This is a genomic window from Lysinibacillus sp. Ag94 (genome assembly GCF_023242215.1).
Taxonomy (GTDB): Bacteria; Bacillota; Bacilli; order Bacillales_A; family Planococcaceae; genus Lysinibacillus.
In genome coordinates this window covers 3,158,334-3,175,754 of sequence record NZ_CP096780.1, presented here as the reverse complement: position 1 = coordinate 3,175,754, position 17,421 = coordinate 3,158,334, and the positions used below count along the sequence as shown (strand labels likewise).

The 17,421-nt window shown below is 36.9% G+C and carries 14 protein-coding genes; 12 read left to right on the top strand and 2 right to left on the bottom strand.

Annotated features, from left to right (window positions below; translation table 11 throughout):
• Position 1 precedes the first annotated feature (1 nt).
• The 7 genes from MY533_RS14705 (at position 2) to recO (ending at position 6,703) form a co-directional block, all read left to right on the top strand.
• Positions 2–958, top strand: a complete 957-nt coding sequence (locus tag MY533_RS14705) for a PhoH family protein (RefSeq protein ID WP_248716559.1) — start codon at positions 2–4, stop codon at positions 956–958.
• A 256-nt stretch (positions 959–1,214) separates the two neighbouring features.
• Complete coding sequence (locus MY533_RS14700) at positions 1,215–3,335, top strand: HD family phosphohydrolase (protein ID WP_248716558.1); 2,121 nt, start codon at positions 1,215–1,217, stop codon at positions 3,333–3,335.
• 8 nt (positions 3,336–3,343) lie between these two features.
• Positions 3,344–3,817, top strand: coding sequence for an rRNA maturation RNase YbeY (gene ybeY / locus MY533_RS14695; protein WP_132356823.1), 474 nt, complete (start codon positions 3,344–3,346; stop codon positions 3,815–3,817).
• Entirely contained in the window at positions 3,818–4,168 is a 351-nt protein-coding gene (locus tag MY533_RS14690) for a diacylglycerol kinase family protein (RefSeq protein ID WP_248716557.1), read from the top strand.
• 106 nt (positions 4,169–4,274) lie between these two features.
• Entirely contained in the window at positions 4,275–4,688 is a 414-nt protein-coding gene (locus MY533_RS14685) for a cytidine deaminase (RefSeq protein WP_142509859.1), read from the top strand.
• Entirely contained in the window at positions 4,675–5,592 is a 918-nt protein-coding gene (gene era / locus MY533_RS14680) for a GTPase Era (protein WP_248716556.1), read from the top strand. Before MY533_RS14685 ends, era begins: the two co-directional genes overlap by 14 nt.
• Positions 5,593–5,908: 316 nt before the next feature.
• Positions 5,909–6,703 (top strand): DNA repair protein RecO, encoded by a 795-nt coding sequence (gene recO / locus MY533_RS14675; protein ID WP_248716555.1) that lies wholly within the window; start codon positions 5,909–5,911, stop codon positions 6,701–6,703.
• A gap of 40 nt (positions 6,704–6,743) precedes the next feature.
• On the opposite strand, the gene MY533_RS14670 is transcribed toward recO, so the two are convergent.
• Positions 6,744–8,165, bottom strand: coding sequence for an S-layer homology domain-containing protein (locus tag MY533_RS14670; protein ID WP_248716554.1), 1,422 nt, complete (start codon positions 8,163–8,165; stop codon positions 6,744–6,746).
• A 694-nt stretch (positions 8,166–8,859) separates the two neighbouring features.
• Here MY533_RS14670 and MY533_RS14665 point away from each other — a divergent pair.
• Positions 8,860–10,605: an HD-GYP domain-containing protein gene (locus tag MY533_RS14665; protein ID WP_248716553.1), complete on the top strand. Its 1,746-nt coding sequence runs from the start codon at positions 8,860–8,862 to the stop codon at positions 10,603–10,605.
• 51 nt (positions 10,606–10,656) lie between these two features.
• On the opposite strand, the gene MY533_RS14660 is transcribed toward MY533_RS14665, so the two are convergent.
• Positions 10,657–12,042, bottom strand: coding sequence for a glycine--tRNA ligase (locus MY533_RS14660; protein ID WP_132356817.1), 1,386 nt, complete (start codon positions 12,040–12,042; stop codon positions 10,657–10,659).
• 453 nt (positions 12,043–12,495) lie between these two features.
• Between MY533_RS14660 and MY533_RS14655 the strand changes: the two genes are divergently transcribed.
• From MY533_RS14655 to rpoD, 4 genes are all read left to right on the top strand, one after another.
• Positions 12,496–13,128, top strand: coding sequence for a transcriptional regulator CcpN (locus tag MY533_RS14655; RefSeq protein ID WP_248716552.1), 633 nt, complete (start codon positions 12,496–12,498; stop codon positions 13,126–13,128).
• 19 nt (positions 13,129–13,147) lie between these two features.
• Complete coding sequence (locus MY533_RS14650) at positions 13,148–13,960, top strand: pyruvate, water dikinase regulatory protein (protein WP_248716551.1); 813 nt, start codon at positions 13,148–13,150, stop codon at positions 13,958–13,960.
• Positions 13,961–14,179: 219 nt separating this feature from the next.
• The gene (gene dnaG, locus MY533_RS14645) at positions 14,180–16,000 is read left to right on the top strand and encodes a DNA primase (RefSeq protein WP_248716550.1); all 1,821 of its coding nucleotides are present in this window, start codon (positions 14,180–14,182) and stop codon (positions 15,998–16,000) included.
• A 32-nt stretch (positions 16,001–16,032) separates the two neighbouring features.
• Complete coding sequence (gene rpoD, locus MY533_RS14640) at positions 16,033–17,160, top strand: RNA polymerase sigma factor RpoD (protein ID WP_049663796.1); 1,128 nt, start codon at positions 16,033–16,035, stop codon at positions 17,158–17,160.
• Positions 17,161–17,421: the final 261 nt, after the last annotated feature.

Sequence of the window (17,421 nt, the reverse complement as noted above, 5' to 3'; positions counted from 1 at the left end):
TATGTCAGAACATTTAACTGTATTACAAGTGGATAATCCAAACGAAGCGGTTATGCTACTCGGAATTTCCGATGCAAATATGAAGTTAATCGAAGAGGCACTACAAGTCCACATTATTACACGTGGTGAACAAATTCAGCTTGCTGGTGAAGAGGATGCAAAGGAACATGCGACATTCCTTTTACATGCTCTTCTAAAGGTCATTCGTAAAGGAATTAATATTGATCAGCGTGATGTTGCAACTGCTATTGAAATGACACAAAAAGGAACGATTGAATATTTTGCAGAACTTTATGATGAAGAAATTGCACGCACGACGAAAGGAAAGCCTATTCGTGCAAAAACAATCGGTCAACGTGAATACATACAAGCAATCCGTCATAAAGACGTTGTTTTTGGTATCGGTCCTGCTGGTACTGGGAAAACGTATTTAGCGGTAGTCATGGCAACGCAGGCGCTAAAAAATGGGCACGTTAAGCGTATTATTTTAACACGCCCTGCAGTAGAAGCAGGAGAGTCTCTAGGCTTTCTTCCGGGGGATTTGAAGGAAAAGGTAGATCCTTATTTACGACCTCTCTATGACGCTTTAAACGATATTTACGGGACAGAACAAACTCAAAGACTTATTGAACGAGGTACAATCGAAATTGCACCTTTAGCGTATATGCGAGGCCGTACATTAGACGATGCCTTTGTTATTTTAGATGAAGCTCAAAATACGACACATCAGCAAATGAAGATGTTTTTAACGCGACTAGGCTTTGGCTCAAAAATGGTCATTACCGGCGACAAAACACAAATTGACCTCCCGAAAAACACGGAATCTGGGTTAATCGTAGCAGAACGTACGTTAAAGTATGTAAAATCAATACATTTCCAAATTTTAGAACAAGGCGATGTTGTACGCCACCCAATCGTAGCAAAAATCATCAAAGCCTACGAAGAACAGCAACTTTAATAGGACCGCTAGCGGTCCTATTAAAGTGTGCACCGAAAGTGAAGTGAAACGGAACGACAGGTGCAACTGGGTTTTAGAAAGTCAGCACCGAAAGTAGCGGCTGTATAAAATTAAACAAACATGAAAATATTTGGAAAATGGAAAAATTTGTGACAGCTATACAAATTGTATAGCTGTTTTTTTGCTTTCTTATACATTTTTCGGGAAAATTGTTTTTTGAATTGGTATTATAGTAGATAGATAGAGGAGGTGCCGGATGGAGAAACAATTAAAAAAATTTACAGAACTTATTGGCTTCCGCTACTTTTTAATTGTCGTTCTCATCTTAACAGGAGCCCTACAATTTGCTTTTATGTATGGCAATGTTAAAGGTGTTACATATGATTTTAAACCATTACAATTAGCGCCTGAAACAGTACGATCTACTAAAACGATAGAAGATACTTATAAAACACAGCAGGAACGAGAAAAAGCAGCAAATGCGGTTGCGCCAGTCTATCAATTTTCTGCGGATGTTGCTAAGCAGCGAGCTGCGATTGTAACGTCTTTATTTGACTATGTTCTTGACGTAAAGGCGGATGTTGAGAGTAGCAAAGAACCTATTCCAATTGCCGACCAAGTATCGAAGCTCCGCAAAAAGTTTGAATCCATAGATTCAGAGCAAATGCCGATTATTTTTACCGATTCACAGCTAGAAGGATTGTTAGTACAAAGTGAAGCAGATTTAAAAAGAACTAGTACGCAACTTTCAAAATCTGTGCAGGAATATTTGCAAAAATCTATTCGATCAGAAAATGTATTTGCGGGTCAAAATGATTTTGAGACAAAAATTCGTGGACAACGTGGCTATCCAGATAAAATATTTAATACGGTAGTTTTAATTGGACGGACGAGTATTATCGAAAACGAAACTGTAAACGAAGAACAAACGAAAATTCGAAAGGATCAAGCGAAGGAATCGGTTGAACCAACTCGAATTCTTCAAGGGCAAATCATCGTACAGGAAGGTCAAATTATTGATAATGAGGCATTTCGTCAATTAGAACTTCTAGGTATGGTGAGTAATAAAGCATCGATGAAACCGATTGCAGGGCTGATTATTTTAATACTTTTGGAAATGACGTTTATGTTTGTGTTATTTGAACGTTCGGATACAGATGAGCACAAAAAACGTAATGCCTTGTTGGTGACAGTAATTGTTTATGGTTTATCCATCTTGCTGATGAAATTTATAAGCCTAGTATCAGGTGGTTTCGATGTTACGGTTGCCTTCCTTTTCCCAACAGCTTTGGCAACAATGCTTGTACGGCTCTTAGTGAATGATCGTGCTGCGGTACTCATTACGGTTATGACAGCGGCATCTGCAGGTGTTATTTTTCAAGAGGGTTATTCATCTGTTATGCAGATGGAAATTACATTGTATATAATTTTTGGAGGCTTTGCGAGCTTATTCTTTTTAGGTAGTATGGAAAAGCGTTCGCATATTCTACATGCTGTAGGTGTTATAGGGCTAGTAAATATGTCGTTTATCGCATTTTATTTACTAATGACACAATCTACTTACGGCTTGTCAGAGTTATTGTATTACTTTATAGCGGCATTGATATCGGCTCTATTATCAGGTGCTCTTACAATGGGTCTGTTACCATTCTTTGAATCAGCATTTAGTTTATTGTCGTCGCTGCGTTTAATTGAATTATCAAACCCAAACCATCCGTTGCTGAAAAAATTACTAATGGAGGCTCCAGGAACATATCATCATAGTGTAATGGTGGCGAACTTAGCGGAGGCAGCATGTGAGGAAATTGGAGCAGATGGATTACTGGCTCGTGTAGGATGCTATTATCATGATATTGGTAAAACGAAGCGTCCTGCCTTTTTCATCGAGAATCAAATGTCTGGTATTAACCCACATGATTCATTGCCCCCAGAAAAAAGCGCGGAAATTATAATTGCGCATACAACTGACGGAGCTGAAATGCTAAAACGTTATAAGATGCCACAGGAAATTATCGATATTGCCTTGCAGCATCACGGATCTAGTCTGTTAAAGTTCTTCTACTTTAAAGCGAAGGAAGAAGGAAAATGTTTAGATGATACAAAGTACAGATATCCAGGTCCGAAGCCACAAACGAAGGAAGCGGCAGTGATTAGCGTTGCAGATAGTGTTGAGGCAGCGGTGCGATCGATGAAGGAACCGAATGCAGAGAAAATTCAAAAGTTAGTACGCGCTATAATTGATGATCGAGTACAAGACAATCAATTTGATGAATGCGATATTTCAATAAAAGAGTTAAAATGTATAGAGCGAGTACTTTGTGAAACGTTGAATGGAATTTTCCACTCACGAATTGAATATCCAAAGGCAGATAAGTAGGAGGATCTATGATTTTAACAATTGATTTTACAGATGAAACAAATGAAGTGGCTGCTGAGCATATGGAGCTTGTTGAAAAGCTTTTGCAGCATGCTGCGAAAATAGAGAATATGGAGCCGGAAACAGAAGTGTCAGTAACGTTTGTTACAAATGATGCGATTCAAGAAATCAACCGAGAATATCGTGACAAGGATCAACCGACAGATGTTATTTCTTTTGCCTTGGAGGAGTTAGGTGAGGGAGAAATAGAAGTAACATTTGAAGGGATGCCCCGTGTGTTAGGAGATATTATTATTTCAACAGATCGTACGAAAGAACAAGCAGAAGAATACGGGCATACTTTTGAGCGGGAATTAGGCTTTTTAGCGGTTCACGGTTTCTTACATCTACTTGGCTATGATCATATGGTGCCAGAAGATGAAAAGGTGATGTTCGGTAAGCAGGATGAGATTTTACAAACTTTCGGCTTAGGACGAGAATAAATGAATGTGCGCAAATTCGTACGCTCCTTTGGGTATGCCTTTAAAGGTATCATGACAGCCTGTACCGAGCAAAATTTCAAGTCCCACTTGCTAAGTGCAGGAATAGTTTTGATTGCTGGCTATTTTACGGATTTATCACATATTGAATGGTATATAGTGTTGCTATTAATAGCACTAATGTTAGTGCTTGAAATGATTAATACTGCAATTGAACGAGTAGTGGATTTAGCTTCACCTAATATCCATCCGCTTGCAAAGCAGGCTAAAGATCTTGCAGCAGGCGCAGTACTTGTATTTGCGATATTCAGTGCTATAATCGGATTACTCATATTTATACCAAAATGGTTTTGATAGTACAAAAAATCATTAATCGGTCATGAAGTAGTAACAGTTGTGCTGAAGAAATATGATTTATTCAATTACGCCAAGGCGAAATGGATTTGTAGGGGAGAACATAATGACAATTGATATGCATGCATTACTAGAAGAATCAAAAAAAGCGCGTGAAAAGGCTTATGTACCTTATTCAAAATTTAAAGTTGGCGCGGCGATTTTAACGAAAAATGGAGAGGTTATTCATGGTTGCAATATTGAAAATGCTGGCTATAGTATGACCAATTGTGCTGAACGTACAGCCTTTTTCAAAGCTGTGTCAGAAGGTATTTATGATTTTGAGGCGATCGCTATTGTAGCTGATACGGATGGGCCATGTGCGCCATGTGGGGCTTGTCGTCAAGTGATGATGGAATTTTGCAAACCATCTATGCCTGTATATTTAACAAACTTAAAAGGTGATGTCACGGTAACGTCTGTAGGCGAATTACTACCGTTTGCATTCACAACGGAGGATTTAGAGAATGCTGGAAAATAACAATGGCTATAAGTCAGGTTTTATCTCCATAATCGGTCGACCAAATGTAGGGAAATCAACATTTTTAAACCGTGTTATAGGTCAAAAAATTGCGATTATGAGTGATAAACCACAAACAACACGAAATAAAGTACAAGGTGTACTAACAACAAATGATAGCCAAATGATTTTTATAGATACACCAGGAATCCACAAGCCAAAACATAAGCTAGGGGATTTTATGCTTAAGGTTTCTAAAAATACTTTGCGTGAAGTGGATGTTATTATGTTCATGGTAAATGCAGAGCAGAAACTTGGGAAAGGTGACGAATTTATCCTTGAAATGTTGGCGGGTAATCCAACGCCTGTCTTCCTAGTGATTAATAAAATCGATCAAATTCATCCTGATGAATTAATGGGGATTATTGAAAGTTACAAAGAGCGTTATGACTTTGCTGAAATAGTTCCGATTTCCGCATTACAAGGGAATAATGTTGAAAATTTATTAGCAACATTAACGAAGTATTTACCAGAAGGCCCACAATATTACCCAGCAGATCAAGTAACAGATCATCCTGAGCGTTTTATTATTTCAGAGTTAATTCGTGAAAAAGTGTTACATTTAACGCGTGAAGAAATACCCCATTCCATTGCTGTTGTTATTGATAAAATTCGCCGTGATGAAGAAAATGAAGATAAAATTCGTGTAGCAGCAACAATTATCGTGGAAAGGGATTCTCAAAAAGGGATTGTCATTGGTAAACGTGGAGCGCTATTAAAAGAAGTAGGGATACGTGCAAGAAAAGATATTGAAATGCTTCTTGGTTCAAAAGTGTATTTAGAGCTTTGGGTAAAGGTACAAAAGGATTGGCGAAATAAATCAACACATTTACGTGACTTCGGTTTCCGTGATGATGAATATTAATAGGAAAAGCTGTTAAGTTCCAAAGCAACTTACCAACATTCCTTATCGCTGTAGTTTTAAATGGAGCTGTCCAATAATTATTGGAGAGCTCTATTTTCACTTCTTTCAGCAGATATTTTTTTGTAGCGAAAGCAGAGCTACAGATATTTGGACACCGCTGAAATAGAGGAACGCAGTTTAAGGATGCCATATCTTGTAGCAATATAGCTGTGCGAAAGCGAACGACTGTGCAACACATGACTGAGCACTAAAGCCTCCGGACGCAATAATGCCGAGGCATAATGGATTGCGAAGCTTGTAGAAAGGAGGAGGATCGATGCTTCATAAATGGGAAGGAATTGTCCTAAAGGTGCGTGCCTATGGGGAATCAAATAAAATTGTAACATTACTAACAAGAGAAGCGGGAAAAGTTGCAACAATGGCTCGTGGAGCGAAGAAGCCTTCCAGTAGACTAGCATCTGTGACACAGCCATTTACGTATGGCATGTTTATGGTACAGCATCATACCGGTATGGGGACATTGCAACAAGGAGAGCATCTAAACTCAATGCGTCATATTCGTGAGGATATAATGGCAACGGCCTATGCAAGTTATATAATGGAGCTTGTCGAACGTGTAGTGGAAGAGGGGAAAACAGAGCCACTTGCATTTGATGTGCTCCTTCAAGCATTACAAGCAATTGAGGAAGGTTACGACCCGGAGGCCATTACATTGTTCGTTGAATGGAAAATGCTACCCTATACAGGTGTGCAGCCTATATTACATGCTTGTGCTGCTTGTGGGGCAGTAGACGGTGAATTTGCATTTTCTTTTGTGCAGGGAGGTTTTTTGTGTCATCGTTGTTATCATCATGATCCTTATATCATTCGATTAACACCGACTCAGCTTAAGCTTATCCGAATGTTCTATACTGTACCAATTGACCAAATTGGGAAATTAGAATTAAAAAAGGAAACCAAATATTTTATTAAAAAAATAATTACAACAATTTACGAAGAACAAACAGGAATTCGTTTTAAGACTAAAAAGTTTATTGAACAGCTTGAAAGAACGCCTGAATTTCAGTTAAGAACGAGTACCGATCAAGAAAAAAAGCCAGAAGACCATTAATTATGATCTTCTGGCATTTTACCTTTTATATTACAATATATTAATATTCTTCTGGATCTTCCAAGAACTCGTAAGAAGCAGCCCATTTATTAGCGATTTTTAGAAAATCAATATATAGATAAGCAGTTTCACCATTTTTACCTGTTATATGTAAAATAGATGTACCTTCTGCTAATGGTGTAACATTTACTTTCTTATCCTTTATTGTCGCTTTCACAGCAGCTGGCTCAGAATTAAATTTTTCTAAGGCAACATGTGTTGGCTCGAACGATAGATCGCTACTTGAAAACGTTAACTCATCTGTAACTTGATACAAATCAATACTACGCACGAAATCATATGTATTGACATCAGCAGCCATTGTTTGTTGTTGAGTACCGTTAGTGAAAGTAAGCATATATTGACCATTTTTAAAGATAGAAAGTGTAGCAGAATTATTCGTTGATTTAAAATTATATAATTCAGGAGATAAAGCTTGACCATCTGCAGTTTGAATACTTACCTTAGTAGGAACAAATTTTAAATTACTTTCCATCAAGTCTAGCGGTAAGTTTTCTGCATAATCCTCTTCTTTCACTTTTTGAAGCGTTGTTTGTAGCTTTCCGTTTACTTTCTTCACATTTACTAAGTAATAGACCTCGGTAAATTCTTCCGTATCCTCTTTAAAGCCCGTAATAACTAATTTTCCTGTGCCTTCTTTAAGCGGTTTAATTGTAATGGACTCTGTCATATAATCTTCTTCATCTTCAACCCATGTAAAGATATCCTCTGCAGGGTTAATGCCGCCATAAGAAGCAAAGATATAGTCTTGCTTAAATTGGCTAGCAAAAATTGTGACGTTGCCTTGAGCTTTTTCAGCACGTACAACAAAAAGTGCTAACTGGGAGCGCTTTACATTAGTTTGTGGTCCGAAGGTAGTAGGCGTTGTACCTTTTGTAATGCTATTGGCAAAAAGTGTTTTTATATATGGTTCGTATTCGCTACCTTCGTCGACATCATCGAAAGGAATGTAAATGCCGTTTGTAATTGGTAATTTAAAACCTTTCACAATCATTTTTGACATTTGTCCACGTGTAATATTTTTAGTTGGGTTGAAATAGCCATTAGTTCCGCTAATAATACCTGCATTTGCTAAAGCAGCAATCGCGCCGTAATTTGGATCGCCGGGTTTTATATCCTTAAAATTTGGATTTTTTACATGAACCGTATCTAGCTTTAAAATACCAGCTAAAATTTTCGCAGCTTGTGTACGAGTAATTGAATTCTCAGGTTTAAAAGTGCCATCGGGGTAGCCTGATATAATGCCACGTTGAGCTAAGTTAATAATAGCTTGACCTTCTTCAGATGACACATTTTTCACATCAGAGAATACCGATGCAGCATGTGCTGGGGGTGCAATGACAATAGCGCTTGTTGCTAGTGCTGATGCCATAGCGATGTGATAAAAACGATTGCTTTTCAAAAAAAATTCCTCCAAAGTACATAAAAAATTTTTATAGCTAGGACCATTCTGTTAAATAGGTTGGAATCTCCATGGATTGTTAAATTATTGTTATTTAACATTTAAGATTAACTATAATACTTTATTTATATCAAAATGATGAAGATGAGAATAGAGGGAATTATATGATGTTAAAAATTAACATGGATAAAATGCTTGTTCATCAACAAATATTAGATATCATTTCCTTATCGATTGGGACGTATTTTAGGTGAGATAAAATATATAAATGATTTCAACGTTTCCTAATGTAAAATTTTCTTGAATGGAAATCTAGTAGTATTAGGACAAATAATATTTGTGATATAAATTTAACTATAAATTATAAAAATATGCTTTTAGTTCTATTGTATAGGATTTTATATCTTTTTTATGGTTGTTAATAGCTGTTATTAAAAGAATGAATTGGATATAAATTACCGAATTTTGGTTAGTTTTTTAACATAAACATAGTAATAACGATTCATTTGTATACCATAAACTAGTTGAAAAGCCATTTTAATCTATGATATTGTAAAAATAGATGATCTTTAACTTCTTTCAGCGTATGTCCAAACATCCGTTGAAAGAAGTTAAAGCCTCCAAAACGCAAGTATGCCGAGGCATAATTGATGAACAACGCAGTCTATCGAAGAAGGAGGGAGTCACATATTGCTTGGATATTGCATATGTGGCAGAAAATATGCTAAGAAAAGTGACGTTAAGTATTGATGAAGTTGAAGCCAATGATATTTTAGCTGAAGATATTTTTTCTGATTATTGTTTACTCGCTAAAAAAGATTTAGTTTTAACGGAACGAATTATTGCTTTACTTAAGCTTAGAAAAGTAGACGAACTATCTGTATATTTACCAACTAATTCAGTCCGAATTGTTCATGATTTAAGTATGCAGCGTACAAAGGATTGCTTGGATATATTTGCACCACTACTCGATAAGAAGGATGACGTAGAGGAGTATAAAGATAAGGTGAATAACCTTTTTATGACTACATTAGAAAATGCTGTGCATGAATTGCGCTATGGTCAAATTTTAAAAAGTATCCAAGATACTACTTATGTACAAGGTGTTTTTGCACAAATTTTAGAAAAAAAACATCGCTATGAATTACTTATGCGCTTAAAGGAATGGGATGAGTATTCCTTTGTTCATTCATTTGATGTTTTCGTTTTAGGAACTATCTTTGCACGTTATTTAGGTTTAACGGATATTGTAACGCTAGCAAGGGGTTATTTGTTCCATGATATTGGGAAGGTGTTTATCCCGCAAGAAATACTAAATTTAAAACGAAAATTATCAGAAGATGAGTTTGACATTGTTAAAACTCATACGACTAAAGGTTATGAATTGCTCTTAGAAAATGGGGAAGAGGATATTGCCTATTTAGCACGTGATCATCATGAACGCTTTGCCGGTAAAGGTTATCCGAATCAGCTTTGTGAGGATGATATGCGTGAAGGAGTTCAATTACTGCAAATTATAGATGTTTATTCAGCTATGACATCAAAGCGTGTATATCATTCGGGATATGCTGCAACAGATGCATTAGCTGTTTTATATCGTGATCGACATTTATATAACGAGAAATTTATGCACAAATTTGTAGAGTGCTTAGGGATTTATCCTGTTAACTCGGTCGTTCAATTATCAAATAATCGAAGTGCACAAGTAGAACTTGTCTATGATTTATTCCCCACGTTGCCTAAAGTTAAGTTGTTGGATGAACAAAAGTCAATGATTTTACCTTTAAATTATAATGTGAAAATTGCGAAAATGATTGATTATCGTGCGAACAGCTTTGAAGAAATTTTTAATTTATTTATAGAACAATTAATTCGTTGTGACGAAAATGGCTTAAGAGTCTACTTTAATAAATTAATAGATCATTTACATCCTAAAGAAATTATTTTAAAAATATTTTTACCTGCCTTTCGAATTCTACGTTTATTAACAAGGGAAATTCAAACAGATGTGAAAAAATACAGGAACTCTATTACTATATTAAAGAAACTGTTAGAAGAGCAATTACATATATTGTATATGGATTATCAGCATGAGAAAACAACAATCTTAGTTGTGGAAACTTCACTACGTGAAAATTTCTTTATTAAACTTGTGCAAAGTATTTTGTATATTGATAAAATTGTGCCGTTCTTTATTAATCCAGATGATGACCTGAGCATTACGCAATTAATGGAACATTGTAACGTAAATGTAGCGTACTTTATTGGGGAAGAGCTGACAGTTGATAAGAGAGTTCGCACGATGCGAGAAGGAACATTCCTTTTTTATTCGCTTGTAGATATTGAGGAACTACTTATTAGCTTACTAGGCATGAATATGAAAAGGTTTTCATTTGAGGAGAAAATGCAAGAGCGCTTGTTTTCATTATTAAAGACATAAGGAAGAGGGAGTCGCTTAAAATGCGACTCCCTCTTTATATACTGATGAATTTTAGAACTGAAGATGTTTTTCGATGTATGCTTTCACATCTGTAATTGGCATACGAACTTGATCCATTGAATCGCGATGACGAACTGTAACTTGACCATCCTCTTTTGAGTCAAAATCGTAAGTAATACAGAATGGTGTACCAATTTCATCTTGACGACGGTAACGTTTACCGATTGATTGTGACTCGTCAAAGTCAACTGGGAACGATTTACGAAGCTCTGCCCAAACATCTGTAGCTTCATCCGAAAGCTTTTTAGAAAGTGGTAGAACTGCAGCTTTAAATGGTGCTAGAGCAGGGTGGAAGCGTAACACTGTACGCTTATCATCGCCTTCAAGCTCTTCCTCGTCATAAGCATCGCAAAGGAATGCTAATGTTACACGGTCTGCACCTAAAGAAGGCTCGATACAATATGGAACATAACGTTCGTTTGATACTGGGTCAATGTAAGTGAAATCTTCACCAGAATGCTCCATATGCTGTTTTAAATCGAAATCTGTGCGATCCGCTACGCCCCATAGTTCGCCCCAACCGAATGGGAATTTAAATTCAATGTCAGTTGTAGCATTTGAGTAGTGAGACAATTCGTCTTCTTCATGATCACGAAGACGCATAGAATCTTCCTTCATGCCTAAATTTAATAACCAATTTTTACAAAATTCTTTCCAATATGCGTGCCATTCAAGGTCTTCTCCAGGCTTACAGAAAAATTCAAGTTCCATTTGTTCAAATTCACGTGTGCGGAAAGTGAAGTTACCTGGTGTAATTTCGTTACGGAATGATTTACCGATTTGTGCAATACCGAATGGTGTACGTTTACGCATTGAACGTTGTACGTTTTTAAAGTTCACGAAAATACCTTGTGCTGTTTCTGGGCGTAAATAAATTTCGTTAGTAGAAGATTCTGTTACACCTTGGAATGTTTTAAACATTAAATTAAATTGACGAATATCTGTAAAATCAGCTTTACCACAATCCGGGCACACTACGTCATACTTAATCATCGTTTCTTTCATTTGATCAAATGTCATACCATCAACAATGATTTCATCGCCTTTTGCGAGCGCAGCGTCCTCGATGATTTTGTCAGCACGATGGCGCGCTTTACATGCTTTACAATCAATCATTGGGTCATTAAAGTTGCCAACGTGACCAGAAGCAACCCAAGCTTTTGGGTTCATTAAAATTGCAGCATCTATTCCAACATTGTGCTCTGATTCTTGGACAAACTTTTGCCACCACGCTTTTTTAACATTGTTTTTTAATTCAACACCTAGTGGACCGTAATCCCAAGTGTTTGCTAAGCCTCCGTAGATTTCAGAACCAGGGAAGACAAAGCCGCGATGCTTCGCTAAAGATACGATTGTTTCCATTGATTTGTTTGCCATAAAAAATAGCCTCCTTCATAGTTTTCACAGAGTGAACATTGATTTTGTTTTAGCGAATTTATGCAATTCGCTAGAGATTTTTTTAATTTAGGTAGGACTAAATTAAAAATAGCACCCGTCTCCGGGCACAATGAATGCCCAGGGACGAGTGCTAAAACCCGCGGTTCCACCCTGATTGTTTTAAACGCGTTGTTTAAAACCTCTTTTCAAAAAAGTTAGCTCAAGGAGTGCCTTTTCTCTGTTACTATGTAGACTTTCACCATCTTCTACTCGCTTTAAAGTGGAACAGATACTTTTTTCCTATCATCGCCTATAAAACGCAAATCGCTCGAAAATACATTTAGAGCAAGCGTATGTGTCAATATTGTAGCATGTAGTTCTTTTCTTCGCAATAATTATTAAAATAGTATATAATAATTGGAGCATAAGTATAACACTATTAGATTTGAGGCGGTGAGTCCAATCGAACTCAATAAACGTCAGGAAGACATTTTACAAATTGTGAAAGAAAACGGCCCAATCACAGGCGAACATATTGCAGAACGTCTCAATCTGACAAGAGCAACTTTAAGACCAGATTTAGCAATACTCACAATGGCGGGCTTTTTAGATGCTAGACCTCGTGTTGGCTATTTCTATTCAGGTAAAAAAGCATCCGTTACGTTAACGGATAGTATTAACAATTTAAAAGTGAAAGATTTCCATTCAGGGCCAGTTGTTGTACCGGAAACAATGACTGTTTACGATGCGATTTGTTTCATGTTTTCAGAGGATGTTGGAACACTCTTTGTTGTAGATAAAAATGAGTTTTTAACAGGGGTACTTTCTCGAAAAGATTTACTAAGAACAAGTATTGGCACGCAGGATTTAAACAAAATTCCTGTACATATAATTATGACACGAATGCCAAATATTTCGTACTGTGAAAGAGCAGATTCTTTAGTTGTTGCAGCGAATAAACTAATAGAACGAGAAGTTGATTCGCTACCAGTAGTAGAGCCACAAGAAGGTGGTTTGAAAATCGTTGGTCGTCTTACAAAAACAACGATTACACGAGCTTTCTTATCGCTGGCACAGAATGACTAAATAGTTGAAGGAGAGCAGCATGAAAAGACTACGGGTTTTTGTTGTATCTGATTCAGTCGGTGAAACTGGTGATCAAGTAGCGAAAGCGGTTATTAGCCAGTTTCGACCTAGTTTGGAAAACACAGTAATTCGCCGTTTTCCTCATATACAATCAGAAGAGCTCATTCGGAAAATTGTATGCCTTGCAGCGAAACAGAATGCATTTATTGTATACACGCTTGTTCGCCAGGAGATGCGATCGTTATTACATGAACTGTGTGAGCATGAAAATGTCTATGCTGTCGACATCTTAGGGCCTGCTTTAAAAACAATGACAACATTTGTGGAAGAATTCCCATTAGAAGCACCAGGAATTGTTCACCAGCTAGATGATGATTATTTTAAAAAAATAGAGGCTATTGAATTTGCAGTAAAATATGATGATGGTAGAGATCCACGTGGTCTTTTACAGGCTGATATTGTGTTAGTCGGTGTTTCACGTACCTCTAAAACACCTTTATCACAATATTTAGCACATAAACGCTATAAGGTGGCGAACGTACCTTTAGTACCAGAAGTGGAGCCACCAGAAGAACTATTACAAATTGATCCGAAAAAATGTTTTGGTTTAATTATTTCTCCTGATAAATTAAACTCAATTAGAAAAGAGAGACTAATGTCTCTTGGGTTGAATGATGATGCTATCTATGCGCAGCATAATCGAATATTAGAAGAAATCCAACATTTTGAAAAAATTGTCGCTACAATCGGTTGTAAGGTTATTGATGTGACAAATAAAGCTGTTGAGGAAACAGCGAACGTCATTATTGAGCATATCTCGAACTGTAAATAAGCAACGTATGATATAAACCACCTCATGTATAGAGGCGGTTTTTTTGAGTCGGTTTTGAAAATAGTATAGATAAAAACTAATTTTTGTTTTATAATAATAAAATTGTGGTAAAAATATTTATTAAGAGAAAAATCCTATTTTTTTGTCGAGAAATAAAGGATTTTTAAATCGGATAGCGAATTGTGTTTTAGAACGTAATTTAAAAGATGGTGATAAGATTTGGCAGGGAAGATTCCTGAAGAAGTGATTGAACAGATTCGCTCACAATCGGAGATTGTTGATGTCATAAGCGAATACATGCAGCTTACAAAGCGTGGGCGCAATTGGTTTGGGCTCTGTCCATTTCATGGAGAACAAACGCCATCTTTTTCTGTGTCATCAGACAAACAAATTTTCCATTGCTTTGGTTGTGGTGCAGGCGGTAATGCTATTACTTTTGTTATGGATATAGAAGGTATTTCTTTTCCTGACGCTGTCGTGAAACTTGGTGAACGTGCTGGCATACAGTTAGATATTGGGCCAAGTTTACCTGAAGTAACGAAAAAGGTATCTAAAGCGGAAGAAAGGATGAAAGAAGCTCACGCTTTTGCAGCAGATTTTTTTCATCATTTACTGTTAAATACTGAAGATGGTGAAGAACCTTTAAATTATTTGCTAGAAAGAGGATTTACAAGGGAACTTATAGAATCTAATAGCATTGGATGGTCTCTTCCAAGCTTTGATGCATTAACGATATTGCTTGAAAGAAAAGGTTATAACTTACAAGAAATCGCGGAAAGTGGTTTAGTAATCAAGCGTGAAGGGGAAGAACGCTATTTTGATCGTTTTAGAGGGCGTATTATGTTTCCCATTCGTGATGAGAACGGAAAGATTATAGCATTCTCAGGACGAATCCTTGCATCTACTGGTGAAGAGGCAAAATATTTAAATAGTCCAGAATCACCAATTTTTCAAAAGAGTGAAGTGCTATATAACCTAGATAAAGCACGAACCTCGATTAGAAAAAATCGTCAAGTAGTATTGATGGAAGGGTTTATGGATGTTTTAGCAGCAACCTCTGTAGGTGTAACGAATGCTGTAGCAACAATGGGCACTTCGCTTACGAATCAGCATATCACAAAGCTAAAGCGCTTAGTAGAGCAGATTACGATTTGCTATGACGGTGATAATGCCGGGTTTGATGCGGCGAAAAGAGCAGCACAGTTACTTCAAACGGAACGTATGAAAGTCAATATTGCGGTGTTACCAGATAAGCTAGATCCCGATGAATACATTCGTAGTTTAGGTGGACAAGCCTTTAAAGAACAAATTTTGGAAAACCCTCATGCGTATATTGCTTTTATGATGATGCATGCTAGACGAAATAAGAACTTTCAGTTTGAAAATGATACGCTTCAATATATTCAAGAAGTTCTTGAACAACTGGTAGGTAGATCATCACCAGTTGAACGAGATTTGTATATAAGACAGCTATCGAAAGAAACAAACATCTCGGAAGAAGCGATTTATGCTCAATTCCGAAAGCTAGAGGCCAATCAGGTTCGTTCTGCAAAAGTAGAAATACCTGTTCAAACGCCTTCGATGCCGGTCACTCAGCAACATAAGCCTATGGACGCAGCTGAACGTGCCGAACGTTTATTACTGGCTCATATGCTTCATAATATAGATGTAGTGGACAGGGTATTACGTAGTGAGCAAAAAGATCCATTTGTACGAGATGCTTATATGGCAGTTTTTGTTCGCTTAGTAGGATTTTATGAGGAATATGGTCATCCTGATTATCAGCGTTTTGTTGAGATATTAGATGACGCTGAATTACGCAAGATTGTAATGGAAGCGGCATTAGCGGAAAGAGATCCCGACCAAGCAGATGCAGAGGTCACAGACTCCATACGTCAGCTGCAAAAATATAGAATTGAGCAAGAAATTCAACAAAAGATGCATGAGTCAAAGGAAGCGGAGAAGATGCATGAGTATGCGCGTGCACTTGAAATCGCCCAACAGATTATTCATTTAAGAAAATCGTTATCGGCGATTTAACCCGATTCGGTTGTTTAGAAGGAGGAAGGTTTATGGCGGACAAGTCAGAACGTTCAAAAGAGGTAGAAGTAGAAATTACATTAGATGAAGCAAAAAAAATACTACAAGAAAAAGCAAAAACAGAAGGTGAAATTTCTATGAAAGAAATTTCAGAGAAATTAGCGCCTTATGAATTGGAGAACGAAGAGATTTTCCACTTTGCTGAGGATCTTGAAAAGGCTAAAGACATTCAAATCATTGGAAAAGAAGAGTTTGAAGAAGAAAGCTTAATGAAAGAAGAAGCAAACGAAGAGACTTTTGATTTAAATGATTTGAGTGTACCACCAGGTGTTAAAATAAATGACCCTGTACGTATGTATTTAAAAGAAATTGGTCGAGTTGATTTACTTTCTGCCGAGCAAGAAATTGCCTTAGCTGAGCGTATTGAGCAAGGTGACGAAGAAGCACGTAAACGCCTAGCTGAAGCGAACTTACGTCTTGTTGTATCGATTGCAAAGCGCTATGTTGGCCGTGGAATGCTATTCCTTGATTTAATTCAAGAGGGGAATATGGGTCTTATCAAGGCTGTTGAGAAATTTGACTACCGTAAAGGTTTTAAATTCTCTACTTATGCAACATGGTGGATTCGCCAAGCGATTACACGTGCAATTGCGGACCAAGCACGTACAATTCGAATTCCAGTGCATATGGTAGAAACCATTAATAAATTAATTCGTGTACAACGCCAATTACTACAAGACTTAGGTCGCGAGCCATCTCCAGAAGAAATTGGTGAGGAGATGGATTTAACACCTGAAAAAGTACGTGAAATTTTAAAAATTGCACAGGAACCAGTATCTCTTGAAACACCAATTGGAGAAGAAGATGATTCACATTTAGGAGACTTTATTGAGGATTCAGAAGCTCAATCTCCATCTGACCATGCAGCTTATGAATTGTTAAAAGAGCAATTAGAGGATGTGCTAGATACATTAACTGACCGTGAAGAAAATGTCCTTCGCTTACGTTTCGGTTTAGATGATGGTCGCACACGTACATTAGAAGAGGTAGGGAAGGTATTTGGTGTAACACGTGAACGTATTCGCCAAATTGAAGCGAAGGCTCTTAGAAAGCTACGTCACCCTTCTCGCAGCAAACGTTTAAAAGACTTCTTAGAATAAAGACAAACAGTTGGGCTATCTAATTAGTAATGACTAATTGGATTGCCCTTTTTTTAGGCTACTATTATATTCGCATGAAATAGGAGAATACGTGTGAACGTAAGTAAATACCCACGCAAAATTTTCATCATTTTCCCTAGAACCTACTAAACATAGTAAATATTTTTTCGATAAATGTTATAGCGAGTAATTATCATGAGTCAATCTTGATTTTTTTTGCTACTTTATACAGATGTGTTATTAACAATTTTAAGATAAAAT